We start from the raw sequence: 25318 nt of genomic DNA on the forward strand, positions 1-25318 counted from the left end.
AGGGGGTTTGGACTGTTGGTCGTCCGGTGGGGTACGGCGGCGATCGGCACCCCCCCCCCCCCCCCCCCTCTCCCCCCCCCTCCCCCCCCCCCGCCCCCCCCCCCCCCCCGCGCCGCCGTGTAATGTCCCCGCTGAGAGGTGTCGGGAGGTGCCGTGACGCAGTACGCCGGAGGCGGGGAGGTCCCGCCGCGTCCCGCCGCTCCGCCGGTGCCGCCGGGGAGCGGTGCGGGGGTGTCCACGCCGGGGGCACCGGTGCCACCGCCGCCGGTCGCTCCGGCCCCGGTCGCCGCGCCCGCCACCACGCTTCCCCCGCCGCCCGCCGCTGCACCCGCCGCGGCTCCGGCTCCCGCTCCCGTCGCGCCGCCGCCGGCCGCACCCCGGCCGGCCCCGGCCACCCTGGCCGCTCCGGCTCCGGTTCCGGCTCCCGTCGCGACGCGGGCCCCGGTGCCGAACCCCGTGCCCGCCCCGGCTGCGGCACCGCAGCCCGCGCCCGTCCCGGCCGGCGGCACCGGGCACTTCGTGCTGCCCGCCGGCACGCCCGTCCAGCTCCCCGCCCACCCCTCGCAGCGCCACGCGCCCGCCGGCCCCATCGCCGTCCTGCTGATCGGCCCGGCCGGGGCGGGCAAGACCACCGTCGCCCGGTACTGGGCCGAGCGCCGCGGCACCCCGACCGCGCACATCAGCCTGGACGACGTCCGCGAGTGGGTGCAGTCCGGCTTCGCCAACCCGCAGGCCGGCTGGAACAACGCCTCCGAGGCCCAGTACCGGCTGGCCCGCCGCACCTGCGGCTTCGCCTGCCGCAACTACCTGGCCAACGGCATCTCCTGCATCATCGACGACGCCGTCTTCCCGGACCGCCCGGCGATCGGCCTCGGCGGCTGGAAGCGGCACATCGGCCCGGGCATGATCCCGGTGGTGCTGCTGCCCAGCCTGGACTCGGTGCTGCGCCGCAACGCCCGCCGCGGCGGCACCAGGCGGCTCGGTGACGAGGAGGTCGCGCGCATCCACGGGCGGATGGCCGGCTGGTACAACTCCGGGCTGCCGATCATCGACAACTCGTACCTGGACGTCGCCGGCACGGCCGCCGAGCTGGACCGGGTCATCCTGGCCCGGCTGATGGGCATGCCGGTCCGCTGACCACGGGGTTCGGGCCCGGTCGGGGGCGGCTGAGATGATGGACGGGTCCTGCCAGAACCACCCCGGGAGCTGACGCCCGTGCCGGAAGGCCACATCATCCACCGCCTCGCCGGCCAGAACCGCAAGGCCTTCGGCGGCCGCCCGGTGCAGGTCTCCAGCCCGCAGGGCCGCTTCGCCGACGAGGCCAAGGCGCTCGACGGCCAGCTGCTCACCGGCGCGGAGGCCACCGGCAAGCACCTCTTCCTCGGCTTCGAGGAGGGCGGCTGGGTGCACGTCCACCTCGGGCTCTACGGCGGCTTCACCTTCGGCACCGGCCCGGCGCCCGAACCGGTCGGACTGGTGCGGCTGCGGCTGGCCAACGAGGACGGCTACGCCGACCTGCGCGGTCCCAACACCTGCGCGCTGGTCACCGGGGCGGAGAAGGCCGCCGTCGCCGCCCGCCTCGGCCCCGACCCGCTGCGCGCCGACGCCGATCCGGAGGCCGCCTGGCGCCGGATATCGGGCAGCCGTACGACCGTCGCCGCGCTGCTGATGGACCAGAAGGTGCTGGCCGGGGTCGGCAACGTCTACCGCGCCGAGGTGCTGTTCCGCCACCGGATCGCCCCGCACCGGGCCGGTCGCGACCTCACCCGCCGCGAGTGGGACGCGATCTGGGCCGATCTGGTCGCCCTGATGCACCAGGGTGTCGCCGCCGGCCGGATCGACACCGTGCGCCCCGAGCACACCCCCGAGGCGATGGGCCGCCCGCCGCGCGTCGACGACCATGGCGGCGAGGTGTACGTCTACCGCCGCGCCGCGATGCCCTGCCTGGTCTGCGGCACGGAGGTGCGGACGGAGGCGCACGCGGCGCGCAACCTGTTCTGGTGCCCGACCTGCCAGGCGGCCTGAGGAGGATTCAGGCGTCACGGGCCGCCCGACGCCGTAGGCTGGGCCCGGGCTGGTCGGAGGGAGCGGACGGGTGGACGGCTACGAGGTGTCCAACAGCTTGTCGGGCGCGGTGGTGCACGGCAATGTGATCCAGGGCGGGAACGTCACGGTCCAGCTGCACGACAGCCTCCGGACGCCGCATCAGGTCCGGCCGTCCCGGGACTTCTTCGTCAACCGGGAGCGAGAGCTCGCCACCCTCGTGGCGGCGGTCGGCCGGGTCGAGGAGCGCAGGCCCCGGATCGTGGCGTTCACCGGGCTCGGCGGGGTCGGGAAGACGGAGCTGATCGCCCATTTCGTGTCGCGGCACGGCGGCCTCTTCCCCGGTGGGGACCTCTACGCCGATCTCGCGGCGTACCGCCATCTCGGCGGGGTCGACCTCAGCGAGGTGCTGGCCGGGTTCCTCCGGGAGTTCGGGGTGGCGGACGTCCCCGGCACCCTGCCGGAGCGGGCGGCGCGGTTCCGGACGATCACGGCCGAGCGCCGGGTGCTCGTGTTCCTGGACAACGTCGAGCACGCGGCCGAGGTCAGGGGGCTGCTGCCGGCCGGCGGCCTGGTGGTCGTCGCGGGCCGCCGACGGCTGCCGGGGCTGAGACTGGACGGCGCCGAGGTGCTCCAGCTCGATCCGCTCAGTCCGGCGGCCGGCGTGGAACTGGTGCGCTGCTGGCTCGGCCCGGGCCGGGGCACCGACCAGGAGGTCGCCGAGCTGGTCGGATTCTGCGACGGCCTGCCGCTGGCCCTGAACGCGATGGGCTACCAACTGCTGGACGGCGAGCTGGAGATCGATCAGGCCCTGGCCGAACTCTCGGATCCGGCGCACCGGTTGGTGTCGCTGGACAACGAGGAGGGCGGGATCGACAGGATGCTCGACCCGGTTGTCCGGCGGCTGTCCCCGCACGCCAAGGCGCTCTACCACCTGGTGGGCGTCAACCCGGGGCCTTTCGTTTCGGCGGAGTTGGCCGAGGCGGCCGGGATCGACCGGGCGTCGGAAGGCCTGCGTGAGCTGCGTTCCGCGCACCTGCTGGACGATGTCGTCGACGACGGCCCGGGGCGGCGCTTCCGCGCTCACGACCTGGTCCGGCTGCACGCGCGTGGGTGCGCCCGCGAACTGCCCGAGCGCCTCGACCTGCTGGCCCGGACCGTCGGGTACTTCCGTGGCCGGGCCGCGTTGGCGGACACCCTGGTGCTCGGGGACCGTCTCCGGCTCCAGGAGCGCAGCGGTGCGGGGCTGCCCGGGTTCACCGACAAGAAGAGCGCACTCGGGTGGCTGCGGGCCGAGCGGGCCGATCTGCGGGAGGTCGTTCGGGCGGCGGCGGAGCAGGGTTGGCACGGCGAGGTGTGGCGGCTGTGCGAGTCGCTCTGGGCCCTGTACCACAGCGACAAGAACTACGGCGACTGGATCGAGACCCACCGGCTCGGCGTGGAGTCGGCGCAGTGGGACAACCGCCCGGACGCGGTGATCCGTATGCGCAACCAACTCGCGCGGGCTCATTACGAGTTGAAGGAGTACCCGCTGGCCGTCGAGCAGGTGGCGATGGCGTCGGAGATCCTGCCGCTCGTCGACGAGCCGCGGCTGAGCGGCGTGCTGTACGAGACCGACGGTCTGCTCTGCCTGGCCGACGGGCGTCCGGAGCGTGCGGTGGAGCGGTTCGCCCTGGCCAGGGAGGCCAACGAGGGCGATCCGCACGGCGAGGTCGTGCAGGACTACAACATCGCCCAGGCCCTGATCGCGGCCGGGCGGGCGGGTGAGGCGATCGGTGTGCTGGACGAGGCGGCGGTGACCGCCGAGCGCACCGAGGACGAGCCGATGCTGATGCGGCTGCCGCTGGTGCGGGCCCGTGCGTACCGAGACCTGGGGGACCTGGAGGCGGCCGTCCGGTGCGCGGAGGAGTGCGTGCGACGTGCGGCGCAGCTCGGCCAGCTCGCCAAGGAGCGGGAGGCGCACCGACTGCTGCTCTCGCTCGCGGAGGAGCTCGGGGATGCCACGCTCGCGGCACGCAGCCGGGCTTGGCTGGGAGAGTCGGAGGCCTAGGCGCGTCTAGGCCGGTCGTGCCGTGAAGGCCACCCGGGTCAGGTGGGTGCCGGTGCGGATGGTGAGGCCGTGGTCGGGCAGCAGGGCCGGCTCGCCGCCGTCGGCGAGCCACAGGACGAGCGCGGAGCCCAGCAGAAGCGGGTCCAGGAGCGGCTCGGTGGTGCCCCAGGCTTCCTCGGCCTGTGCCTCCAGGAGCAGGCCGTCGGGCAAGCGGACCAGGTGGCGGGCCTCACCGAGGGCGGCCACCAGCACGGCGGCGCTCGGCCAGTCGGCCGAGGCCTCGGCGAGCCAGTGTTCGGCGGGCCGTTCGGCCCGGATCGTGGTGCGGGCCAGGACCTCCGCCGTGAACTTCAGTTCTCGGACGGGTTCCTCGGTACTCGCGACGTGGAAGCCTCGGGGGCGGTGGCGCTCGGGGACGACGATCGGGAACCGGCGGAGGCTGACCTCGCTGCCCCGGCATTCGCCCTCGACGTCGTAGGCCGTCGGCGACTCGGCGGGTAGCGGGACGGGTGCCGGGTAGGGCGGCAGGTCCGGGGCCTTGGCCGGCCGGTCGACGGCCGGCAGGAAGTCGTGCAGCAGGGTGGCCAGGAGCTCGCCGGAACGACCGCGTCGGCCGAGCGAGCGGTCGGTGATCGACTGCAGTGAGGCCGGATCGTGCTTCGCCATGGCCTGTTCGATCTGGGCCAGCAGGTCGCTGTGCGGATCGAGCGCGGGCGCGGCCTGGCCGAAGGCGTAGGTGGGGGACCGCGGGTCCAGTTCGGCGGCGCCGGTGGTGACGAGCAGGGTCGGGTGCCGCAGGGCCGCACCGTAGAAGGAGACCGAGCCGTGGTCGCCGATCAGGCAGTCGGCGGCGACGACGGTGGCCTGCCAGCCCTGGTGCGGCGGGATGAGCCGCAGGCCGGAGCGGGTGGCGGCGGCGAGGATCGCCTCCGGGTCGTGCTTGGCCCAGATGTTGGGGTGCAGGATCACCGCCACGGTGTACTCGTCGGCCGGGAGCTGGGCGATGAGAGACGACGGGAGGTCGAGGGCGTGGGCGAATAACGAGTGTTCGCTCCAGGTGGAGTTGACCACGACCAGGCGCCGTCCGTCGACGGCGCCGAGCGCGGCGCGGTAGCGGTCCCGGGAGTCCGCGCTGTGCTGCATCCGGTCGTGACAGAGGTCGCCGACCTCCCGGGCGCGGGGGAGGGCCTCGGGACACCAGTCCGCCAGCCGGCCGAACTGTTCGGAGTGGGTGAGGCCGACGACGCTGGGGAACACCCGCCGCCGGTAGGTGAGTTCCCGCCGGGACAGGCCGGCGGCGCTGACCGGGTCGCCGGTGGACTCGGTGACCAGCCGGTTGTACCCGGCGCCGTGCGGGAGGACGACGAGCGGCGCGTGCAGCCGGTGCATGGAGGCGTGGACGGCGCAGGCGACAGCAAGGTCGAACTCGTAGCGGACGGCCTCCTTCCAGGGCATCACGGTGATGTTGCCGGGCAGGGTGCGGAGGTAGTCGTCGAGTCCGGTGGCGAACTCCGAGCCGGGGTTGACGGTGATGTAGAACCTGATGCCGTCCTGACCACGCAGCAGCATGAGCACGTCGAGAACCCGGGTGGCCGAGGTGAGCGTGCGGGCGACGGCGAGGACGCGCGCCGTGACCGGTCGGGAATCCCAGCGTGAGTCGTCGGGCCAAGGCCGAGGCCGGAGGCGAATCAGCACACGAAGATCGTACTCATCCCCCCGCGCCCCCGGCGTGGTTTGCCGAGTGTCGGTCAGCCCGCCGCCGCGGCGGGCTCCTCGTGGTCGGCGGCGGCGCACTCGTCGAGCAGGGGGCGCATGGCGTCGTCCACGAGCCGGTAGCGCACCACGCGTCCGTCCTTGTCTCCGGTGACCACTCCCGCGGTGCGGAGCAGCCGCAGGGCCTGGGAGACGGCCGGGTCGCGCATGCCGGTGGCGACCGCCAGGTCGCTGACGGCGAGCGGGCCGGCCCGGTGGAGGGCGAGCAGCAGGGCGAGCCGTCCGGGGTCGGCGAGCAGGGAGAACCGCTCGGCCCAGGACCGGACGTGCTCGGTGTCACCGATGGCGGCGATGGCTTCGCAGACCCGGTGTCCGTCGATGGTGCGGTGGCCCGCGCGGTCGGCCGGTACGAGATGCATGCGGACATTCTGGCAGCTCACGACCTGTGATCCTGGACACCTGCACAGGTGCGCAACCTTGCGAGGGTGCGGTCCTGCCCCTACGGTGTTCCCCGCCGTGGTGCTCGGGAATACCGGTGACGGACCTTCGACAGGTCCTGCTCCGGAGCGGCCCTCGCCACTGTGATCGGGGGAGAGAAGTCCGGACCCACATGCCACTGGGCGCTTCGTGCGCCTGGGAAGGCGGGTCCGGGAGCCCCGTAAGCCAGGAGACCGGCCACGGCATCTCACGAAGTCATTCCACGAGGTGCTGGAGCGTGATCCGAAGATGACCCTGCCCGAAACCGCCGCGCCCGCCGAGGCGGACCCCGCCCCCTCCGTACTGCCCACCTTCCGGTGGAAGCGCGAGGACACCGTCCGTACCGCCGGGCTGATGGGGGTGATCCTGGCCATGCACGTGGTGGCCTTCGGGACCCTCATCTTCCTGGTCGCGCCGCACAACTACGCCGTCGGCACCCAGGTCTTCGGGGTGGGCCTGGGCATCACCGCCTACACCCTCGGCATGCGGCACGCCTTCGACGCCGACCACATCGCGGTGATCGACAACACCACCCGCAAGCTGATGGCGGACGGCAAGCGGCCGGTCTCGGTCGGGTTCTGGTTCGCCCTCGGGCACTCCTCGATGGTGGTCATCATGGCCGCCCTGGTGGCGGGCGGCGCCCAGCTGGCGAACACCCTGATGGACGACGACTCGGCCACCCACAAGTGGCTCGGGGTGGTCGGCACCACGGCCTCCGGCGCCTTCCTCTACCTGATCGGCGCGCTCAACCTGGCGGCGCTGCTCGGCATCCTCAAGGTGTTCCGCTCGATGCGGGCCGGGCAGTTCGACGAGTCGGAGCTGGAGGCGCACCTCGACTCGCGCGGCTTCATGGCCCGGATCCTGAACCGGGCGACCCGCTCGATCACCCGGCCCGGGCAGATGTTCCCGGTCGGCATGGTGCTGGGCCTGGGCTTCGACACCGCGACCGAGGTCACCCTGATGGTGATGGCCGGTTCGGGCGCGGCGGCCGGGCTGCCCTGGTACGCGATCGTCTGCCTGCCGCTGCTGTTCGCGGCCGGGATGAGCCTGTTCGACACCCTGGACGGGACGTTCATGAACTTCGCGTACCAGTGGGCCTTCTCCAACCCGGTGCGCAAGGTGTACTACAACCTGACCATCACCGGGCTGTCGATCGCGGTGGCCTTCATCATCGGCACCATCGAGCTGGTCGGCGTGCTGCACGAGAAGCTCGACCTGACCGACCCGGTGACCGGGTTCATCGCGGACATCTCGCTGGACAACGTCGGCTACGCGATCGCCGGGCTGTTCGTGGTGGTGTGGGCGATCGCCATCGGGTACTGGAAGCTGGCGGGTGTCGAGAAGCGCTGGACGCCCGCGCAGCAGCAGCAGTAGCGGTCGGGGTCACGCCGCCGCGAGCAGCAGCGTGCCCGCCACGGCGAGCCCGGCGCCGACCACCTGGACCGGGCGCAGCCGCTCCTTCAACACCCCGCGCGCCAGCAGCGCGGTGACCACCGGGTAGAGCGAGGCCAGCACGGCGGCCACCGCCGCCGAGCCGCCGTGCGAGGCCGACGCGTAGGCGGCGTTGCCGGCCACGTCGAGCAGCCCCACGGCGGTGAGCAGCGGCAGCCGGGAGCGCAGCCCGGGCAGCAGTCCGCCGTCGGCGGCGCCACGCAGCGAGTACACGCCACGCAGCGAGTACAGCAGCGCGGCGCCGCCGACCGCGATGTTGACCAGCCGCTGGACGCACAGCACCAGCAGCAGCCCGCCGCCGGCCGAGGCCTGGGCGAGCAGGGACATGTTGGCGCCGAACCCGAAGGCGGCGGCCAGGGTGAGCAGCAGGGCGGTACGGGCGGCGGCCGGTCCGCCGCGTTCGGGCCCGCCGGCCAGCACCACGCCGGCCACCGCCACCGCGATCCCGGCCAGCTGCGCCGGGCCGGGGCGCTCGCCGAGCGCGAGCCCGAGGCCGACCGGGACGGCGACGCCCACGGTGGCCAGCGGGGAGACCACGCCCATCGGGCCGAGGGCGAGCGCCCGGTAGAAGGCGAGCATCGCGAACGGGCCGATCACCCCGGCGGCGACGGCGTACCAGAGGGCCGGGGAGGCGTCGGCCCAGCCGCCGGTGGCCAGCACCGCGAGCAGCAGCACGGCGGCGGCCGTGGCCTGGGAGACGACCACGACGGCGAGTGCGGGCAGTCGGCGGGTGAGGATGCCGCCGCCGAAGTCGCCGAGGCCGGTGAGCAGGCTGGCGGCGAGGGCGAGCAGGGCGGTCACCGGAGCGCCCCGGGGCTCACGGCGTGCGGGGTCGAGGCCCGGGGGGCCGAGGCGCAGGGGATCGAGGCGTGGGGGATCGAGGACAGCACAATGCACTCCGAAGTACAGTCGGATGGACTTGTTGCCGGAACGGCAGCGTAGTGCACAAAACTGAACTCGGCCGAACACTATTCTGTACTTCTCGTACGGTGAGACACCGGAGGACTGCCCGCGTGCCGGACCCCGACCTGGTCTCCAGGGCCCTCGCCCGGAACCTCAAGCGACTGCGCACCGAGCGCGGCCACACCCTGGACGCCCTCGCCGCCCGGTCCGGGGTGAGCCGGGGCATGATCGTCCAGATCGAGCAGGGCCGCACCAATCCGAGCGTGGCCACCGTGGTCCGGCTCGGCGACGCGCTCGGCGTCTCGATCGCCACCCTGCTCGACTACGAGGAGGGCCCGGACGTCCGGATCGTGCCCGGCGACCAGGCCGTCCCGCTCTGGAACGGGCCGGCCGGCGGGACCGGCACCCTGCTGCACGGGATCGAGGCGCCCGGGCCGCTGGAGCTGTGGGAGTGGCGGATGGCGCCCGGTGAGGAGTACTCCTCCGAGCCGCACCCGGCCGGGACGGTGGAGATCCTCCGGGTCGTCGAGGGCGAGCTGACCCTGCTGCACGGCGAGCGCGAGCACACCGTGCCGGTCGGGAGCACGGTCTCCTTCGACGCCTCCTTCGCGCACGTCTACCGCAACGCGGGGGAGCGGGAGCTGCGGCTGACCATGGTGGTGTCCGTGCCGCCGCCACGCTGAGTCCGTCCCTGTACGTCGCGCCGTCCCCGTACGTCGCGAACGGCGCCTCCCCGAGCCGGGGGAGGCGCCGTTCGCGTTCCGTCGTCAGTGCCGGTCGCCGTAGCGGCGGCGGAACTGCTCGACCCGGCCGGCGGTGTCGAGCACCCGGGACTGGCCGGTGTAGAAGGGGTGGCTCGCCGAGGAGATCTCGACGTCGATCACCGGGTAGGTCTTGCCGTCCTCCCACTCGACGGTGCGGTCGCTGGTGGCCGTCGAGCGGGTGAGGAAGGCGAGGCCGCCGACCTTGTCGCGGAAGACGACCGGGCGGTAGGCGGGGTGGATTCCGGGCTGCATGGTGGGGCTCCTCCGAGGGGGTTCGTGCGGTCAGCGCTCTTCGCGGAAGTCGACGTGCCGGCCCACGACCGGGTCGTACTTGCGCAGGACCATCCGGTCCGGGTCGTTCCGCCGGTTCTTGCGGGTCACGTAGGTGTAGCCGGTGCCGGCGGTGGAGCGGAGCTTGATCACGGGGCGCAGTTCGTTGCGGGCCATCGGGCGTCCTCCTGGGGTCGCGGGCTCGTGGGCTTCGGGTCCCGGGGTCTCGTGGTGCGGGGTCCGCGGGGCTGGATCGGAACCGTACACCGAAATGGAAGTCATTTTCATCTGGTGTAACGTGACCTCCGTCCTGCCCATTCCCGGACGACAGGGAGCACCCATGTCCGCCCACTGCCAGCTCACCGGTCGCCGGCCCGGCTTCGGCAACGCGATCTCGCACTCGCACCGCCGCACCCCGCGCCGCTTCGACCCCAACATCCAGCGCAAGCGCTACTGGCTGCCCAGCGAGGGCCGGTACGTCCGGCTGGTGCTGAGCGCCAAGGGGATCAAGACCGTCGACACGATCGGCGTCGAGGCCGCCGTCGCCCGCATCCGCGCCCGGGGGGAGAAGGTCTGATGGCCAAGCAGAGCAAGATCGCCAAGAACGAGCAGCGGCGCGCGATCGTCGCCCGCTACGCCGAGCGCCGGGCCGAGCTCAAGCGGATCATCGCCCACCCCGGCACCGACCCCGCCGAGCGCGCCGCCGCCCAGGCCGAGCTCGCCCGCCAGCCCCGCGACGCGAGCGCCACCAGGGTCCGCAACCGCGACGCCGTCGACGGCCGGCCGCGCGGCTACCTGCGCGCCTTCGGCCTCTCCCGGGTCAACCTGCGCGTCCACGCCCACGCCGGGCACCTGCCGGGCGTGCGAAAGGCGAGCTGGTGACCGGCATGGGCGGCATGGACGGCACCCGGCTCCCGGTGGTGGTGGTCGCCGGACTGCACTCGGACGAACGCAGCGCCGTCGTCCAGGAGTTGGCGGCCGCCGCGGTGGACGCCGTGGTGCTGCGGCACGACCTGCGGGACGCCTCGCTCGGCCTGGTCCACCGCGAACTGCGGGACGCCGACGGGGCGTTCGACACCGGCTCGACCCCGCTGGTGAACGACTGCCCGTGCTGCGCCCTGCGCGAGGACCTGCTGCCCCGGCTGCTGGCCCTCGCCGACGGCGGCCGGCACGGGCTCGCGGTGGTCGAACTCTGGGGCGGCAGCGACCCGCACCCCGCCGTCGAGCTGCTCGCCGGGGGCGAGGCGGACGGCCGCCCGCTGGCGGAGGCGGTCGAACTCGCGGGCGTGGTCACCGCCGTCGACCCGGACCGGCTGATCGGTGACCTGTCCGTCTCCGACGAGCTGGTGGAGCACGGGCTGCACACCGCCGCCCAGGACGACCGCACCCGCGCCGAGGCGCTCGCCCACCAGATCGAGTACGCCACCACGCTCGCCGTGCCGCGCGCCACCGCGCACGGGCCCGGGCTCGCCCTGCTGCGCCAGCTCCACCCGACCGCCCGGGTGGTCCGGCTCGGCACCGGCGCGCTCACCCGGGCCGCCCTCGGCGGCTTCGACGTGGCCGCCGCGCGCGACCGCGTCAACCCGGCGATCGCGCTGCTCCCCCAGGAGAGCGACGAGGCCGGGGTGAGCACCCTGGTCTGGGAGCGCCGCCGCCCCCTGCACCCGGAACGGCTGCACGGGGCCCTCGAACTGCTCGTCCCGGCCGCCCAGCGCAGCCGCGGCCGGTTCTGGCTCGCCAACCGGCCCGACCTGATGCTCGCCTGGGACGCGGCCGGGGCCAATCTCGCGGTCGAGGAGTGCGGGCCCTGGCTGACCGCCCTGCCCGACGCCGCCTGGGACCTCTACCCGCCGGCCCGCCGCGCCGCGGCCGCCCTCGACTGGCACCCGCTGCACGGGGACCGGGTGCAGCAGCTCAGCTTCACCGCGGAGGGGCTGGACGTGGACGGCATCACCGAACTGCTCGACTCCTGCCTGCTCACCGACGCCGAACTCGCCGCCGGCGAACCCGGCTGGAAGGCCCTCCCGGACGGCTTCCGGGACCTCCTCGACCCCGTCCACCTCTGACCGACCCGGTCCACCTCTGACCGACCCCGTCCACCTCTGACCGATCCGGTCCACCCGGCACCACCCGACAAGGAGCCCCGATGGCAGTCCCCAAGCGCAAGACCTCGCGCAGCAACACCCGGCACCGCCGCGCCCAGTGGAAGGCGACCGGCCCGAAGCTCGTCCCGATCACCCTGAACGGTCGGGAGATGCTCGTCCCGCAGAACCTCGTCGCGGCCTACCGCCGGGGCCTGCTCGACCCGGAGGGGAGGTGACGGCGGGCAGGAGGGCGTGACCGGGGGCGCGCGGGGCGCAGTGGGGTGCCGGCGCATCCCTCGGGGGTGCTCGGCGGGCGGTTCGGGCCGGGGGTTCGTAGGCTCGACGCATGGCGGATGCGTACGCGGGGCGGCGGGAGCGGGTGAGGGAGCACTGCAGTGCGGCCGGGGCCGACGCGGCGCTGATCACCCGGGCGGCGAACGTGCGGTACCTGACGGGCTGCGCGCCCTGCGGGGCGACCCTGCTGCTGACAAGGGACCGGGTGCTGCTGACGCTGCCGGACGACCTGCCGCCGGACGACTCGGGGGAGCACCTGATCGCCGCCGACGTCACCCAGGTGCCGGTGACGGCCGGGGCGGACACCGCCCTGGCGGCCGCCGCCACCGCGGGCCGGCTGGGGGTGCGCGCCCTCGCGGTCGAGGAGCACGACCTGACCGTCACCCGGCACCGGGCGGTCGCGGGCCTGCTGGAGGGCGGCCGGCTGGCGGACCTCGGCCAGGTGGTGGAGCGGCTGCGGGTGGTCAAGGACGAGCACGAGATCGCGGACCTGCGGATCGCCGCCGAGATCGCCGACCAGGCGCTGGGCGAGCTGCTGGAGTCGATCCTGGTCGGCCGGACCGAGCGCCACCTGGCGATGGAGCTGGAGCGCCGGATGATCGACCACGGCGCCGACCGGGCGGCCTTCCCGGTGTCGGTCGGCACCGGCAGCCACTCCGGCCAGCCGGCCCACCAGCCCACCGACCGCCGGGTGGAGGAGGGCGACTTCCTCACCGTGGTGATGGGCGCCCAGTACCGGGGTTACGGCGTCTCGACCGCCCGGACCTTCGTGATCGGCGCCGCTCCCGCACCCTGGCAGGTCGAGCTGCACCGGCTGGTCTTCCGCGCCCAGCGGGCCGGCCGGGAGGCGCTCGGCCCGGGCGTGGAGCAGTGCGTACCCGACCGGGTGGCCCGGCAGGTCCTGGAGGCGGCCGGGTACACCGAGGCCTCCCCGCACCCGGTCGGCCACGGCATCGGGCTGGAGATCCGGGAGGCGCCGCGCCTCGGTCCGTCGGACATGGGTAAACTGGACAGCCGCGTGCCGGTCACCGTCGGTCCGGGAGTCCACCTCCCGGGCAAGGGCGGGGTCCGGATCGAGGACACGCTCGTCGTGCGCCCCCTCGAGGAGGGCGGGCCCGAGCTGCTCACCATCACCACCAAGGAGCTCCTCGCCCTGTGACGGCGGCCCCCGGGCCGACGGCGGCAGGACGCGACCCTTGGTTCCTTGACAGCTATATCCAGGAGTAAGTGCGCCCGTGGCTTCCACGAACGATCTCAAGAACGGCATGGTCCTCAAGCTGGAGGGCGGCAAGCTCTGGTCCGTCGTCGAGTTCCAGCACGTCAAGCCCGGCAAGGGCCCGGCCTTCGTGCGTACGAAGCTCAAGGAGGTCCTGACGGGCAAGGTCGTCGACAAGACCTTCAACGCCGGCACCAAGGTCGAGACGGCCAACGTCGACAAGCGCGGCATGCAGTTCTCGTACAAGGACGGCGAGAACTTCGTGTTCATGGACATGGACACCTACGACCAGCTCACCATCGAGCCGGCCATCGTCGGTGACGCCGCCAACTACCTGCTGGAGGGCTTCGAGGCCCTCGTCGCGACCAACGAGGGCGCGGTGCTCTACATCGAGCTCCCGACCTCCGTCGAGCTCGAGATCGCCCACACCGAGCCGGGCGTCCAGGGCGACCGCTCCACCGGTGGCACCAAGCCGGCCACCCTGGAGACCGGTGCCGAGATCCAGGTCCCGCTCTTCGTCGTCACCGGCGAGAAGGTCAAGGTCGACACCCGCGACGGCAGCTACCTCGGCCGGGTGAAGTAAGTCCGTGTCGGCCGCACGTAGCAAGGCCCGCACCCGGGCCTTCCAGATCCTCTTCGAGGCCGACCACCGCGGGGTCGACCCGCAGCAGGTCCTCGCCGACTGGGTGGCGCGCGCCCGCGAGCCCAAGCCCGACGAGGGCACCCCGCAGGTGGGCGAGTACACCATGGAGCTGATCGAGGGGTACGTCCAGCACGCGCGTCGCATCGACGACCTGATCGAGCAGTACGCGGTGGGCTGGACCCTCGACCGGATGCCGATCGTGGACCGCAACGTCCTGCGGCTCGGCGCCTACGAGCTGATCTGGGAGGACGGCGTCCCGGACGCGGTCGTCCTGGACGAGTCCGTGGAGATCGCCAAGGAGTTCTCCACGGACGACTCCCCGGCCTTCGTCAACGGCATGCTCGCCCGCTTCCTGGAGCTGAAGCCGAGCATCCGCCGCTAGTCGGTGCAGTTCGCAGACGGCCGCAGGCCCCCGGATTTCCGGGGCCTGCGGCCGTTCCGCGTTTCGGCCGGTGGGCGTAGGGTGGACCCTACTCGTCAGTAACTTCGCCGACGGCGCCGTCGGTGACCCGAAGGGCAGGCCACAGCCATGACCACCGCGACCCGCAGCGAGTTCGACCGGGGCATCGCCCTCACCAGACACCCCGAGGAGGCCGGCCGCTACGAGGCCGAGCTCGGCGCCGGCTGGCAGATCGGCGGCGGGGTCAACGGCGGGCTGCTGCTCGCGGTGGCCGGACACGCGCTGTCGCTGGAGCACGGGCAGCACCCCGACCCGGTGTCGATCAGCGGTTACTACCTGTCCGCCTCCACCCCCGGCCCGGCCACCGTCCGCACCGAGGTGCTGCGCACCGGCCGCGGGCTGTCCACCGGCACCGCCTCGCTCAGCCAGGACGGCGTCGAACGCCTGCGCGTGGTGGCCAGCCACGGCGACCTCTCGACCGCCGACGGGGAGGTGCGCACCACCGCGACCCCGCCGCAGCTGCCGCCGCCGGACCAGTGCATCGGCGTCGAGCACGCGCCCAAGCAGCTGATCGAGCAGGCCGCCCTGCTGGAGCGCTTCGACCTGCGGCTCGACCCGGCCACCGTCGGCTGGGCGCTCGGCCAGCCCTCCGGCAACGGCCGGATCCAGGGCTGGTTCCGGCTCGCCGACGGCCGCGACCCCGACCCGCTGCTGCTCCTGCTGGTCGCCGACGCGCTCCCGCCGGTCACCTTCGACCTCGGCCTGCCGGGCTGGGCCCCGACCGTCGAGCTGACCGTCCACCTGCGGGCCAGGCCCGCCCCGGGCTGGCTGCGGGTCGTCCACTCCACCCGCAACGTGGCCGGCGGCTACTTCGAGGAGGACGCCGAGGTCTGGGACGAGTCCGGACGCCTGGTCGCCCAGTCCCGCCAGCTGGCCCGGGTGCCGCGCTGAGGCCGTGACGACCCCTATTACCGGTGGTTACATTTCCGTGACACGCCGTACGTGTGTGGCGCGCGGAACTGGGGAGTAACACGGTCAGCGGCGAGCCCCGCCGCTGACCGTCACCGCTCGACGGCCCCCAGCAGATGTCAGGAGCCACCGATGACCAGCCGCAAGGGCCGCGCCCGCCGCAACTCCGACTGCACCGCCGGCCTGCGCCCCGCGCTGCGGGCGCCGCACCGGCCGCGGCAGGTCGAGGGAGCCGAGCAGGCGTTCGTCCTCGGCGTGCTCACCAGTGCCGCGGACTTCGCGCGGGCCCGGGCCTGGGGCGTGTGCGACGCCCCCGACTACGAGCGCTACCTGGCCGACACCGCCGAACTGCTGGCCGACGCGCTGGAGCGGTTCGAGACCGTCCGGGCCCGGATGTTCCACCCGCAGGACTTCGAGGAGTTCTGCCTGCTGCACGGCCTGGACCCGGCCGAGCCCGCCGCCCGCGACCGCTACCTGGTCAACCCGCCGTTGCAGACCCAGCTGCTGCCCTACCAGGGCGAGGAGCTGGCCGGGGACTTCGTGCCGCGACTGGTCCGGGCCCGGGAGAACGGGCTGACGCTCTGCCACGCCGACCTGCTGCTCGACGGCGGGCTGTACGGGGGCGCGGGGGAGGCCGACGAGGAGCACGCGCGCTGGGTGCGGGCCGCCTACCAGCGCGGCGGCGAGGTGTTCCGCCGGATGCTGGTGGGCGCGGGCGCCGGGGTGTACGAGCTGCGCCTGCGGGTGGACGCGCCGGGCGGGCGGCTGGCCGCGGCGGCCCGGGTCCTGCAGTGGGAGGACGGCGTGGTGCGGATCAACGACGAGGACCTGGACCTGGTCTGCGCGGTGCTGTGCGCCGGGCTGGCGCTGGAGCTGCCGGGCGTCGCGGTGCTGCACGGCTCGCAGGGTACGGCGGCCTCCGGGGCCCGCGGTGCGGGCGCCGACGGATCCCGCGGCGGGGCTGCTGACGACTGCTTCCTGCCGGTCGCCTGGGCCTGGTCGAGCAGCGGCCCGGACTGGGCGCCGGCCGCCCGCCCGGTGCGGCTGGACGGCGTGGCGGCGCAGCCGGGCTACAGCCTGGGCACGGTCTGCTGAGCCGGTGACCGCCCGGCAGACCGCGGCGCGGCCCCCGGAAGGACCAGGGACCGCGCCGTGACGTTTCTGCTGGCCGTAGCCGGCCGAGGCCCGCCTTCCGGCGGAGCCGCTGTGGCGAGCGTCAGCTCGCGTCCTCCTCGCGCACCGCGCGGCGCGCGTCGGGGTTGAGCACGCCCCAGGAGATCAGCTGCTCGGTGAGGATCGACGGCGACTGGTCGTAGATGACGGCCAGCGTGCGCAGGTCGTCCTGGCGGATCGAGAGGACCTTGCCGTTGTAGTCGCCGCGCTGGCTCTGGATGGTCGCCGCGTAGCGCTGCAGCGGACCGGCCTTCTCGGACGGGACCTGGGTCAGTCTCTCCAGGTCGAGGACCAGGCGCGGCGGCGGCTCGGCCGCGCCGCCGGGGGTGCCTCCGGGCAGCAGCTCCTGCACCGGCACGCCGTAGAACTCGGCGAGCTCGGCCAGCCGCTGCACGGTGACCGCACGGTCGCCGCGCTCGTACGAGCCGACGACGACTGCCTTCCAGCGCCCCTGGGACTTCTCCTCGACACCGTGCAGGGAGAGCCCCTGCTGAGTGCGGATCGCTCGGAGCTTGCCTCCGAGCTGCTTCGCGTAGTCGCTGGACATTGATCTCCCCGGACGAGATTGCTTCGCGTTCAGTGGTGGGTCACGGGCGTTGCCGGCGTCGTTACCGGTGGGTTCGACGCCTGTCTCGTAACTCACTGTGAGGTTACGTAGAGTAAGGTAGTTGCGTCAAGCCGAATGGGGCAGTCGTGCGAATGGCCCGCATCATCGGCGCATCCGGTGCGTGAACCCGGAGAAGCGGAATGATGGAGGTCCGTTTGCCGTGCGGCGCGCTGATAGGATGACCCGAAGCCCACGCCCGGTCGGCGGGGGCGCAATCCCAGACATCCTTTAAGGCCCGTCCAGTGAGGCGGGGAAGGAGGTCCGCTTCGGCATGACCACACACCAGGAACAGACGCCGCGACCGCCGCACCAGGTGCTGGACGGCACGGACATCGCCCGGGTCGTCACCCGGATAGCGCACGAGATCGTCGAGCGCGCCAAGGGTGCGGAGGACGTCGTGCTGCTCGGCATCCACACCAGGGGCGTCCACCTCGCCCGCCGCCTGCACGGCCGGCTGGCCCAGATCACCGGGCGCGAGATCCCGCTGGGCACCCTGGACATCACCATGTACCGGGACGACCTGCGGTTGAAGCCCGCCCGCGCCCTGGAGCACACCGAGATCCCGCCCGGCGGCATCGACGGCAAGCTGGTCATCCTCGTCGACGACGTGCTGTTCTCCGGCCGCACCATCCGCGCCGCGCTGGACGCGCTGAACGACATCGGCCGCCCGCGCGCCGTGCAGCTCGCCGTCCTGGTCGACCGCGGCCACCGCGAGCTGCCGATCCGGGCCGACTACGTGGGCAAGAACCTCCCCACCTCGCTGCGCGAGGCCGTGCAGGTCCGCCTGGCCGACACCGACGGCGTGGACGCCGTGCTGGTCGGCGACCGCGACCACACCGCCCGCAGCACGCAGGCCCTGGCCTCCCAGCCCACCGAACCGCACCTCCCGGAGTAGCCGCGTGAAGCGCCACCTCGTCTCCGCCGCCGATCTCAGCCGCGACGACGCGCTGCTGATCCTGGACACCGCCGAGGAGCTCGCCCAGCTCTCCGGCCGGGCCGTCAAGAAGCTGCCCACGCTGCGCGGCCGCACCGTCGTCAACCTCTTCTTCGAGGACTCCACCCGTACCAAGACCTCCTTCGAGGCCGCCGAGAAGCGACTGTCCGCGGACGTCATCAACTTCTCCGCCAAGGGTTCGTCGGTCTCCAAGGGCGAGAGCCTCAAGGACACCGCGCTCACCCTCCAGGCGATGGGGGCCGACGCGGTCGTCATCCGCCACCACGCCTCCGGCGCGCCGGCCCGGCTGGCCCAGTCCGACTGGCTGCACGGCAGTGTGATCAACGCCGGTGACGGCACCCACGAGCACCCCACCCAGGCCCTGCTCGACGCCTTCACCATGCGCCGCCACCTCAACGCCGGCCTCGGCAACGATCTGGCCGGGCGGCGGGTCACCATCGTCGGCGACATCCTGCACAGCCGGGTCGCCCGCTCCAACGTGCACCTGCTGACCACCCTCGGTGCCCAGGTGACCTTCGTCGCCCCGCCGACCCTGCTGCCGATCGGCATCGAGAACTGGCCCTGCGAGGTCAGCTACGACCTCGACAGCGTGCTGCCCAAGACCGACGCGCTGATGATGCTGCGGGTGCAGCGCGAGCGGATGAACGCCGCGTTCTTCCCGACCGAGCGCGAGTACAGCCGCCGCTACGGCATGAACGGCCTCCGGATGGCCCAGCTGCCCGGGCACGCCATCGTGATGCACCCCGGCCCGATGGTCCGCGGCATGGAGATCACCGCCGAGGTCGCCGACTCGCCGCGCTGCACCGTGGTCGAGCAGGTCGCCAACGGCGTCTCCGTCCGGATGGCCGTCCTGTACCTGCTGCTCGGCGGAGCCACCCTCGCCGACGCGCCCGCCGCCCGCACCGACTCCGTGGAGAACGTCCAGTGACCAGCTACCTGATCCGCAACGCCAAGATCCTGGGCGGCGCCCCGCAGGACCTCCACCTCGCCGACGGCGTCATCAAGGAGATCGGCACCGGCCTGGCGGTCGAGGCGGACATCGAGATCGACGCCACCGGCATGATCGTCCTGCCCGGCCTGGTCGACCTGCACACCCACCTGCGCGAGCCCGGCCGCGAGGACGCCGAGACGGTGCTCACCGGCACCCAGGCCGCCGCGATGGGCGGCTTCACCGCCGTGCACGCGATGGCCAACACCACCCCGGTGGCCGACACCGCGGGCGTGGTCGAGCAGGTCTGGCGGCTCGGCCAGGAGGCCGGCTACTGCGACGTACAGCCGGTCGGCGCCGTGACCGTCGGCCTGGAGGGCAAGAAGCTCGCCGAGCTCGGCGCGATGCACGAGTCCGCGGCCGGCGTCCGGGTCTTCTCCGACGACGGCAAGTGCGTGGACGACGCGGTGCTGATGCGCCGCGCCCTGGAGTACGTCAAGGCCTTCGACGGCGTCGTCGCCCAGCACGCCCAGGAGCCGCGGCTGACCGAGGGCGCCCAGATGAACGAGGGCCAGGTCTCCGGCGAGCTCGGGCTCGGCGGCTGGCCGGCCGTCGCCGAGGAGTCGATCATCGCCCGCGACGTGCTGCTCGCCGCGCACGTCGGCTCCCGGCTGCACGTCTGCCACCTCTCCACGGCCGGCTCCGTCGAGATCGTCCGCTGGGCCAAGTCCAAGGGCTGGGACGTCACCGCCGAGGTGACCCCGCACCACCTGCTGCTCACCGACGAGCTGGTCCGCTCCTACGACCCGGTGTACAAGGTGAACCCGCCGCTGCGCACCGCCGAGGACGTCCAGGCGCTGCGCAAGGCGCTGGCCGACGGCACCATCGACGCCGTCGCCACCGACCACGCGCCGCACCCGGCCGAGGACAAGGACTGCGAGTGGGCCGTGGCCGCGATGGGCATGGTCGGCCTGGAGACCGCGCTGTCGGTCGTCCAGCAGACCATGGTCGACACCGGCCTGCTGAACTGGGAGGGCGTCGCCGACCGGATGTCGCACCGCCCGGCCCGGATCGGCCGGCTCACCGGACACGGCCGGCCGATCTCGGTGGGTGAGCCCGCGAACCTGGTGCTCTTCGATCCCGCGTACCGTGGGGCCGTGAACCCCGAGAGCTTCGCCACCCGCAGCCGCAACACCCCCTACAAGGGCATGGACCTGCCCGGACGGGTGCACGCCACCTTCCTGCGCGGCCGCGCCACCGTGCTGGCCGGCGAGCTGGCCGAGCAGGGCGGCCTGGCGTGACCGGCTACGTCACGCTGGCCAGGGAGCAGGCGAGGGTCACCGACTGGCCGGGCTACATCGGCTGGTCGGTCGGGCTGCTGGTGATCATCGGCCTGATCTACTGGCTGATGCGCCAGGGCTGGAACTGGCGCCGCACCCTGCAGTCCGGGATCCCGCCGCTGCCCGCCGTGCCGGCCCGGGCCGGACGCACCATCCTGGAGACCAGCGGCCGGTACCACGGCACCACCACCGCCGGGAACTGGCTCGACCGGGTCGTCGCGCACGGCCTGGGCACCCGCAGCCGGGCCGACCTCACCCTCGGCACGGACGGCCTGCTGGTGCAGCGCCCCGGCGACGTCGACTACTGGATCCCGGCCGAGCAGCTCACCGGTGCCCGGACGGACTCCGGGATCGCCGGCAAGGTCGTCCCCTCCGGACTGCTGGTCGTCACCTGGGCCCACGAGGGCACCGAGCTGGACTCCGGCTTCCGGGCCGACCACCCCGACGAGCACGCCGCCTGGGTCGAGGCGATCAACGAGCTCGCAACACATACCACGAAGACGAAGAAGACGGAAGAGGCCGCGCAATGACCGCACCTGCCCCCACCACGCAGCGCCAACGGCGGGAGCGCATCCCGGCCGTGCTCGTCCTGGAGGACGGCCGGACCTTCCGCGGCCAGGCCTACGGCGCGACCGGCGAGACCTTCGGCGAGGCGGTCTTCAACACCGGCATGTCCGGCTACCAGGAGACCCTCACCGACCCGTCGTACCACCGCCAGGTGGTCGTGATGACCGCGCCGCAGATCGGCAACACCGGCTGGAACGACGAGGACGACGAGTCCAAGCAGATCTGGGTCGCCGGGTACGTCGTGCGCGACCCCGCCCGGGTGGCCTCCAACTGGCGCTCCCGCCGCTCGCTGGACGAGGAGCTGAACCGCCAGGGCGTCGTCGGCATCAGCGGCATCGACACCCGCGCGCTGACCCGCCACCTGCGCGAGCGCGGCGCGATGCGCTGCGGCATCTTCTCCGGCGAGGCGCTGGCCGACCCGGCCGCCCTGCTCGCCCGGGTGCAGCAGTCGCCCGAGATGAAGGGCGCCGACCTGTGCGCCGAGGTCGCCACCACCGAGCCGTACATCGTGCCCGCCGTCGGTGAGAAGAAGTTCACCGTCGCCGCGCTGGACCTCGGCATCAAGGCGATGACCCCGCAGCGGATGGCCGAGCGCGGCATCGAGGTGCACGTGCTGCCCGCCAACTCCACCCTGGAGGACGTCTACGCGGTCAACCCGGACGGCGTCTTCTTCTCCAACGGCCCGGGCGACCCGGCCACCGCCGACCACCAGGTCGCCGTCGCGCAGGGCGTGCTGGAGCGCAGGACCCCGTTCTTCGGGATCTGCTTCGGCAACCAGATCCTCGGCCGCGCCCTCGGCTTCGGCACCTACAAGCTCAAGTACGGCCACCGCGGCATCAACCAGCCGGTGCAGGACCGCACCACCGGCAAGGTCGAGGTGACCGCCCACAACCACGGCTTCGCCGTGAACGCGCCGCTGGACAAGGTGAGCGACACCCCCTACGGGCGGGTCGAGGTCTCCCACGTCTGCCTCAACGACGACGTGGTCGAGGGCCTGCAGGCACTCGACGTCCCCGCCTTCAGCGTGCAGTACCACCCCGAAGCGGCCGCCGGCCCGCACGACGCCGCCTACCTGTTCGACCGCTTCGTGAAGCTCATGGAGGGCCAGCGTGCCTAAGCGCACTGACATCAAGTCCGTCCTGGTGATCGGCTCCGGCCCGATCGTCATCGGCCAGGCCGCCGAGTTCGACTACTCGGGCACCCAGGCCTGCCGCGTCCTCAAGGCCGAGGGCCTGCGGGTCGTGCTGGTCAACTCCAACCCGGCCACGATCATGACCGACCCGGAGATCGCCGACGCCACCTACGTCGAGCCGATCACCCCGGACTTCGTCGAGAAGATCATCGCCAAGGAGCGCCCCGACGCGCTGCTGCCGACCCTGGGCGGCCAGACCGCGCTCAACACCGCGATCTCGCTGCACAGCGCCGGCACGCTGGAGAAGTACGGCGTCGAGCTGATCGGCGCCGACGTCGTGGCGATCAACAAGGGCGAGGACCGCGAGCTGTTCAAGGGCGTGGTCGAGGCCGTCAAGGCCAAGATCGGCCACGGCGAGTCCGCCCGCTCGGTCATCTGCCACACCATGGACGAGGTGCTGGCCGGCGTCGACACGCTCGGCGGCTACCCGGTCGTGGTGCGCCCCTCCTTCACCATGGGCGGCGCCGGCTCCGGCTTCGCCCACAACGAGGAGGACCTGCGCCGGATCGCCGGCCAGGGCCTGGCCCTCTCGCCGACCACCGAGGTGCTCCTGGAGGAGTCCATCCTCGGCTGGAAGGAGTACGAGCTGGAGCTGATGCGCGACAAGAACGACAACGTCGTGGTCGTCTGCTCCATCGAGAACTTCGACCCGATGGGCGTGCACACCGGTGACTCGATCACCGTCGCCCCGGCGATGACCCTCACCGACCGCGAGTACCAGATCCTGCGCGACATCGGCATCGCCGTGATCCGCGAGGTCGGCGTCGACACCGGCGGCTGCAACATCCAGTTCGCCGTCAACCCCGTCGACGGCCGGGTCATCGTCATCGAGATGAACCCGCGCGTCTCCCGCTCCTCGGCGCTCGCCTCCAAGGCCACCGGCTTCCCGATCGCCAAGATCGCCGCCAAGCTGGCCGTCGGCTACACCCTGGACGAGATCCCCAACGACATCACCGAGCAGACCCCGGCCTCCTTCGAGCCGACCCTCGACTACGTCGTGGTCAAGGTCCCGCGGTTCGCGTTCGAGAAGTTCCCGAGCGCCGACGCCACGCTGACCACCACCATGAAGTCGGTCGGCGAGGCCATGGCCATGGGCCGCAACTTCCCCGAGGCGCTCCAGAAGGCGCTGCGCTCGCTGGAGAAGAAGGGCTCCCAGTTCAGCTGGACCGGCCCGCTCGGCGACAAGGCCGAGCTGCTGACCAAGGCCACCGTGCCGACCGACGGCCGGATCAACACCGTGATGGACGCCATCCGGGCCGGCGCCACCCCGGAGGAGGTCTTCGAGTACACGAAGATCGACCCGTGGTTCGTCGACCAGCTCTTCCTGCTGGACGAGATCGCCGGCGAGCTGGCCGAGGCCGAGGAGCTCACCCCCGAGCTGCTGCGCCACGCCAAGCGGCACGGCTTCTCCGACCAGCAGATCGGCGAGATCCGCGGCCTGCGCGCCGATGTCGTCCGCGAGGTGCGCCACGCGCTCGGCATCCGCCCGGTGTTCAAGACCGTCGACACCTGCGCCGCCGAGTTCGCCGCCAAGACCCCGTACTTCTACTCGTCCTACGACGAGGAGAGCGAGGTCGCCCCGCGCACCAAGCCAGCCGTGATCATCCTCGGCTCGGGCCCCAACCGCATCGGCCAGGGCATCGAGTTCGACTACTCCTGCGTGCACGCCTCCTTCGCGCTGGCCGAGGCCGGGTTCGAGACCGTCATGGTCAACTGCAACCCGGAGACCGTCTCCACCGACTACGACACCTCCGACCGGCTCTACTTCGAGCCGCTCACCCTGGAGGACGTGCTGGAGATCGTCCACGCCGAGCAGCAGGCCGGTCCGCTGGCCGGTGTGATCGTCCAGCTCGGCGGCCAGACCCCGCTCGGCCTGGCCCAGGCGCTCAAGGACAACGGCGTACCGATCGTCGGCACCCAGCCCGAGGCGATCGACCTCGCCGAGGAGCGCGGCGCCTTCGGCCGCGTGCTGCGCGACGCCGGGCTGCCCGCCCCCAAGCACGGCACCGCCTTCTCCTTCGCGGAGGCCAAGGCGATCGCCGACGAGATCGGCTACCCCGTCCTGGCCCGCCCGTCCTACGTGCTCGGCGGCCGCGGCATGGAGATCGTCTACGACGAGGCCTCGCTCGCCTCCTACCTGGAGCGGCACGCCGGTCTGATCTCCGAGCACCCGGTGCTGATCGACCGCTTCCTGGACGACGCGGTGGAGATCGACGTCGACGCGCTCTACGACGGCACCGAGCTCTACCTCGGCGGCGTCATGGAGCACATCGAGGAGGCCGGCATCCACTCCGGCGACTCCGCCTGCGCGCTGCCCCCGATCACCCTCGGCGGCTACGACATCAAGCGCCTGCGCACCTCCACCGAGGCCATCGCGCGCGGGGTCGGCGTCCGCGGCCTGATCAACATCCAGTTCGCGCTGGCCGGGGACATCCTCTACGTGCTGGAGGCCAACCCGCGCGCCTCCCGGACCGTCCCGTTCACCTCCAAGGCGACCGCGGTGCCGCTGGCCAAGGCCGCCGCCCGGATCTCGCTCGGCGCCACCATCGCCGAGCTGCGCGCCGAGGGCATGCTCCCGGCCGAGGGCGACGGCGGCACGCTGCCGGCCGACGCGCCGATCGCGGTCAAGGAGGCCGTGATGCCGTGGAGCCGCTTCCGCGACATCCACGGCCGCGGCGTGGACACCGTGCTCGGCCCGGAGATGCGCTCGACCGGTGAGGTCATGGGCATCGACAAGGTCTTCGGCACCGCCTACGCCAAGGCCCAGGCCGGTGCCTACGGCGCCCTGCCGACCAAGGGCAAGGTCTTCGTCTCGGTCGCCAACCGGGACAAGCGCAACCTGGTCTTCCCGGCCCGGGCGCTGGTCGGCCTCGGCTTCGAGGTGCTCGCCACCGCCGGCACCGCCGAGGTGCTCCAGCGCGGCGGCATCCCGTCCACGCTGGTGCGCAAGCACAGCGAGGGCGAGGGCCCGAACGGCGAGAAGACCATCGTCCAGCTGATCCACGACGGCGAGGTCGACCTGATCATCAACACGCCGTACGGCACCGGCGGGCGCCTGGACGGCTACGAGATCCGCACCGCGGCGGTCTCCCGCGGGGTGCCCTGCCTGACCACCGTCCAGGCGATGGGCGCGGCCGTCCAGGGCATGGACGCGCTGCTGCGCGACGAGGTCGGAGTGATGTCGCTCCAGGAGCACGCCGAGCTGATCAACGCCGGCCGCAAGTAGCACCACCGCAGTGGGGGGCACCGGAGCCGGATTGGTGCCCCCCACTCGCTTG

Annotated in this window: 26 protein-coding genes and 1 riboswitch; of the genes, 20 read left to right on the forward strand and 6 right to left on the reverse strand. The window is 72.9% G+C overall.

The window, feature by feature from the left end:
- The first annotated feature begins 207 nt into the window (after window positions 1-207).
- The 3 genes from ACZ4W5_RS18385 (at window position 208) to ACZ4W5_RS18395 (ending at window position 4093) form a co-directional block, all read left to right on the forward strand.
- Entirely contained in the window at window positions 208-1137 is a 930-nt protein-coding gene (locus tag ACZ4W5_RS18385; RefSeq protein ID WP_465655611.1) for an AAA family ATPase, read from the forward strand.
- Window positions 1138-1215: 78 nt separating this feature from the next.
- Window positions 1216-2025, forward strand: a complete 810-nt coding sequence (locus tag ACZ4W5_RS18390; protein WP_402485342.1) for an Fpg/Nei family DNA glycosylase — start codon at window positions 1216-1218, stop codon at window positions 2023-2025.
- A gap of 70 nt (window positions 2026-2095) precedes the next feature.
- Entirely contained in the window at window positions 2096-4093 is a 1998-nt protein-coding gene (locus tag ACZ4W5_RS18395) for a regulator (RefSeq protein ID WP_465655525.1), read from the forward strand.
- A gap of 6 nt (window positions 4094-4099) precedes the next feature.
- Here ACZ4W5_RS18395 and ACZ4W5_RS18400 read toward each other — a convergent pair whose 3' ends face one another.
- Window positions 4100-5662, reverse strand: a complete 1563-nt coding sequence (locus ACZ4W5_RS18400) for a hypothetical protein (RefSeq protein ID WP_465655527.1) — start codon at window positions 5660-5662, stop codon at window positions 4100-4102.
- 179 nt (window positions 5663-5841) lie between these two features.
- On the reverse strand, window positions 5842-6225 hold the full coding sequence (locus ACZ4W5_RS18405) for an ArsR/SmtB family transcription factor (RefSeq protein WP_360230061.1): 384 nt from the start codon (window positions 6223-6225) through the stop codon (window positions 5842-5844).
- 81 nt (window positions 6226-6306) lie between these two features.
- Window positions 6307-6500, forward strand: a riboswitch (cobalamin riboswitch).
- Window positions 6501-6532: 32 nt separating this feature from the next.
- Here ACZ4W5_RS18405 and nicT point away from each other — a divergent pair.
- Window positions 6533-7657, forward strand: coding sequence for a Nickel transporter NicT (gene nicT, locus ACZ4W5_RS18410; RefSeq protein ID WP_360230059.1), 1125 nt, complete (start codon window positions 6533-6535; stop codon window positions 7655-7657).
- A gap of 9 nt (window positions 7658-7666) precedes the next feature.
- On the opposite strand, the gene ACZ4W5_RS18415 is transcribed toward nicT, so the two are convergent.
- Window positions 7667-8536, reverse strand: coding sequence for an EamA family transporter (locus tag ACZ4W5_RS18415; protein WP_465655530.1), 870 nt, complete (start codon window positions 8534-8536; stop codon window positions 7667-7669).
- 212 nt (window positions 8537-8748) lie between these two features.
- Here ACZ4W5_RS18415 and ACZ4W5_RS18420 point away from each other — a divergent pair, with 212 nt between their 5' ends.
- Window positions 8749-9321, forward strand: a complete 573-nt coding sequence (locus tag ACZ4W5_RS18420; RefSeq protein ID WP_465655531.1) for a helix-turn-helix domain-containing protein — start codon at window positions 8749-8751, stop codon at window positions 9319-9321.
- An 84-nt stretch (window positions 9322-9405) separates the two neighbouring features.
- Here ACZ4W5_RS18420 and ACZ4W5_RS18425 read toward each other — a convergent pair whose 3' ends face one another.
- Both ACZ4W5_RS18425 and rpmG read right to left on the reverse strand, forming a co-directional pair.
- Window positions 9406-9654 carry a type B 50S ribosomal protein L31 gene (locus tag ACZ4W5_RS18425; RefSeq protein WP_360230053.1) on the reverse strand — a complete coding sequence of 83 codons (249 nt, stop codon included), beginning with the start codon at window positions 9652-9654 and terminating at the stop codon, window positions 9406-9408.
- Window positions 9655-9684: 30 nt separating this feature from the next.
- Window positions 9685-9849: a 50S ribosomal protein L33 gene (rpmG, locus tag ACZ4W5_RS18430; RefSeq protein WP_221753949.1), complete on the reverse strand. Its 165-nt coding sequence runs from the start codon at window positions 9847-9849 to the stop codon at window positions 9685-9687.
- A gap of 163 nt (window positions 9850-10012) precedes the next feature.
- On the opposite strand from rpmG, the gene rpmB reads away from it, so the two are divergent.
- The 9 genes from rpmB to ACZ4W5_RS18475 all read left to right on the forward strand — a co-directional run bounded on the left by rpmB (window position 10013) and on the right by ACZ4W5_RS18475 (window position 16373).
- Window positions 10013-10249 (forward strand): 50S ribosomal protein L28, encoded by a 237-nt coding sequence (rpmB, locus tag ACZ4W5_RS18435; protein ID WP_360230051.1) that lies wholly within the window; start codon window positions 10013-10015, stop codon window positions 10247-10249.
- On the forward strand, window positions 10249-10554 hold the full coding sequence (gene rpsN / locus ACZ4W5_RS18440) for a 30S ribosomal protein S14 (protein WP_360230049.1): 306 nt from the start codon (window positions 10249-10251) through the stop codon (window positions 10552-10554). The genes rpmB and rpsN overlap by 1 nt, the downstream gene beginning before the upstream one ends.
- A 5-nt stretch (window positions 10555-10559) precedes the next feature.
- On the forward strand, window positions 10560-11738 hold the full coding sequence (locus tag ACZ4W5_RS18445) for a CobW family GTP-binding protein (protein ID WP_465655613.1): 1179 nt from the start codon (window positions 10560-10562) through the stop codon (window positions 11736-11738).
- Window positions 11739-11818: 80 nt separating this feature from the next.
- Window positions 11819-11992 (forward strand): 50S ribosomal protein L32, encoded by a 174-nt coding sequence (gene rpmF / locus ACZ4W5_RS18450; protein WP_465655533.1) that lies wholly within the window; start codon window positions 11819-11821, stop codon window positions 11990-11992.
- 110 nt (window positions 11993-12102) lie between these two features.
- The gene (locus tag ACZ4W5_RS18455) at window positions 12103-13209 is read left to right on the forward strand and encodes a M24 family metallopeptidase (protein ID WP_360230045.1); all 1107 of its coding nucleotides are present in this window, start codon (window positions 12103-12105) and stop codon (window positions 13207-13209) included.
- A 76-nt stretch (window positions 13210-13285) separates the two neighbouring features.
- The gene (gene efp / locus ACZ4W5_RS18460) at window positions 13286-13849 is read left to right on the forward strand and encodes an elongation factor P (protein WP_360230043.1); all 564 of its coding nucleotides are present in this window, start codon (window positions 13286-13288) and stop codon (window positions 13847-13849) included.
- Between the two features lie 4 nt (window positions 13850-13853).
- Window positions 13854-14291, forward strand: a complete 438-nt coding sequence (nusB, locus tag ACZ4W5_RS18465; RefSeq protein ID WP_350508646.1) for a transcription antitermination factor NusB — start codon at window positions 13854-13856, stop codon at window positions 14289-14291.
- A gap of 147 nt (window positions 14292-14438) precedes the next feature.
- Complete coding sequence (locus ACZ4W5_RS18470) at window positions 14439-15260, forward strand: thioesterase family protein (RefSeq protein ID WP_360230041.1); 822 nt, start codon at window positions 14439-14441, stop codon at window positions 15258-15260.
- 150 nt (window positions 15261-15410) lie between these two features.
- Window positions 15411-16373 (forward strand): hypothetical protein, encoded by a 963-nt coding sequence (locus ACZ4W5_RS18475; protein ID WP_360230039.1) that lies wholly within the window; start codon window positions 15411-15413, stop codon window positions 16371-16373.
- 121 nt (window positions 16374-16494) lie between these two features.
- Here the strand turns inward: ACZ4W5_RS18475 and bldD are convergent, their stop codons facing one another.
- Window positions 16495-16998 (reverse strand): transcriptional regulator BldD, encoded by a 504-nt coding sequence (gene bldD / locus ACZ4W5_RS18480; RefSeq protein ID WP_030056198.1) that lies wholly within the window; start codon window positions 16996-16998, stop codon window positions 16495-16497.
- A 331-nt stretch (window positions 16999-17329) separates the two neighbouring features.
- On the opposite strand from bldD, the gene pyrR reads away from it, so the two are divergent.
- The 6 genes from pyrR to carB are packed head-to-tail and all read left to right on the forward strand — an operon-like array spanning window position 17330 to window position 25266.
- Entirely contained in the window at window positions 17330-17953 is a 624-nt protein-coding gene (gene pyrR, locus ACZ4W5_RS18485; RefSeq protein ID WP_402485312.1) for a bifunctional pyr operon transcriptional regulator/uracil phosphoribosyltransferase PyrR, read from the forward strand.
- A gap of 4 nt (window positions 17954-17957) precedes the next feature.
- Window positions 17958-18941 carry an aspartate carbamoyltransferase catalytic subunit gene (locus ACZ4W5_RS18490; protein ID WP_465655535.1) on the forward strand — a complete coding sequence of 328 codons (984 nt, stop codon included), beginning with the start codon at window positions 17958-17960 and terminating at the stop codon, window positions 18939-18941.
- Window positions 18938-20242: a dihydroorotase gene (locus ACZ4W5_RS18495; RefSeq protein WP_360230033.1), complete on the forward strand. Its 1305-nt coding sequence runs from the start codon at window positions 18938-18940 to the stop codon at window positions 20240-20242. The genes ACZ4W5_RS18490 and ACZ4W5_RS18495 overlap by 4 nt, the downstream gene beginning before the upstream one ends.
- Window positions 20239-20811: a PH-like domain-containing protein gene (locus ACZ4W5_RS18500; RefSeq protein WP_465655538.1), complete on the forward strand. Its 573-nt coding sequence runs from the start codon at window positions 20239-20241 to the stop codon at window positions 20809-20811. The genes ACZ4W5_RS18495 and ACZ4W5_RS18500 overlap by 4 nt, the downstream gene beginning before the upstream one ends.
- Entirely contained in the window at window positions 20808-21965 is a 1158-nt protein-coding gene (gene carA / locus ACZ4W5_RS18505; protein WP_360230029.1) for a glutamine-hydrolyzing carbamoyl-phosphate synthase small subunit, read from the forward strand. Before ACZ4W5_RS18500 ends, carA begins: the two co-directional genes overlap by 4 nt.
- A complete protein-coding gene (carB, locus tag ACZ4W5_RS18510; protein ID WP_360230027.1) occupies window positions 21958-25266 on the forward strand; it encodes a carbamoyl-phosphate synthase large subunit in 3309 nt (1102 codons plus the stop codon). Before carA ends, carB begins: the two co-directional genes overlap by 8 nt.
- The last annotated feature ends 52 nt before the right edge of the window (window positions 25267-25318 follow it).

This window comes from Kitasatospora sp. NPDC029367 (assembly GCF_055569135.1).

What these genes read in the sequence shown, in the direction of transcription:
- ACZ4W5_RS18400 (WP_465655527.1), bottom strand. Translation starts at nt 5,662, where the DNA reads ATGCTGCTGCGTGGTCAGGACGGCATCAGGTTCTACATCACCGTCAAC.
- ACZ4W5_RS18405 (WP_360230061.1), bottom strand. Translation starts at nt 6,225, where the DNA reads ATGCATCTCGTACCGGCCGACCGCGCGGGCCACCGCACCATCGACGGA.
- nicT (WP_360230059.1), top strand. Translation starts at nt 6,533, where the DNA reads ATGACCCTGCCCGAAACCGCCGCGCCCGCCGAGGCGGACCCCGCCCCC.
- ACZ4W5_RS18425 (WP_360230053.1), bottom strand. Translation starts at nt 9,654, where the DNA reads ATGCAGCCCGGAATCCACCCCGCCTACCGCCCGGTCGTCTTCCGCGAC.
- rpmG (WP_221753949.1), bottom strand. Translation starts at nt 9,849, where the DNA reads ATGGCCCGCAACGAACTGCGCCCCGTGATCAAGCTCCGCTCCACCGCC.
- rpmB (WP_360230051.1), top strand. Translation starts at nt 10,013, where the DNA reads ATGTCCGCCCACTGCCAGCTCACCGGTCGCCGGCCCGGCTTCGGCAAC.
- rpsN (WP_360230049.1), top strand. Translation starts at nt 10,249, where the DNA reads ATGGCCAAGCAGAGCAAGATCGCCAAGAACGAGCAGCGGCGCGCGATC.
- ACZ4W5_RS18445 (WP_465655613.1), top strand. Translation starts at nt 10,560, where the DNA reads ATGGGCGGCATGGACGGCACCCGGCTCCCGGTGGTGGTGGTCGCCGGA.
- rpmF (WP_465655533.1), top strand. Translation starts at nt 11,819, where the DNA reads ATGGCAGTCCCCAAGCGCAAGACCTCGCGCAGCAACACCCGGCACCGC.
- ACZ4W5_RS18455 (WP_360230045.1), top strand. Translation starts at nt 12,103, where the DNA reads ATGGCGGATGCGTACGCGGGGCGGCGGGAGCGGGTGAGGGAGCACTGC.
- ACZ4W5_RS18470 (WP_360230041.1), top strand. Translation starts at nt 14,439, where the DNA reads ATGACCACCGCGACCCGCAGCGAGTTCGACCGGGGCATCGCCCTCACC.
- ACZ4W5_RS18475 (WP_360230039.1), top strand. Translation starts at nt 15,411, where the DNA reads ATGACCAGCCGCAAGGGCCGCGCCCGCCGCAACTCCGACTGCACCGCC.
- bldD (WP_030056198.1), bottom strand. Translation starts at nt 16,998, where the DNA reads ATGTCCAGCGACTACGCGAAGCAGCTCGGAGGCAAGCTCCGAGCGATC.
- pyrR (WP_402485312.1), top strand. Translation starts at nt 17,330, where the DNA reads ATGACCACACACCAGGAACAGACGCCGCGACCGCCGCACCAGGTGCTG.
- carA (WP_360230029.1), top strand. Translation starts at nt 20,808, where the DNA reads ATGACCGCACCTGCCCCCACCACGCAGCGCCAACGGCGGGAGCGCATC.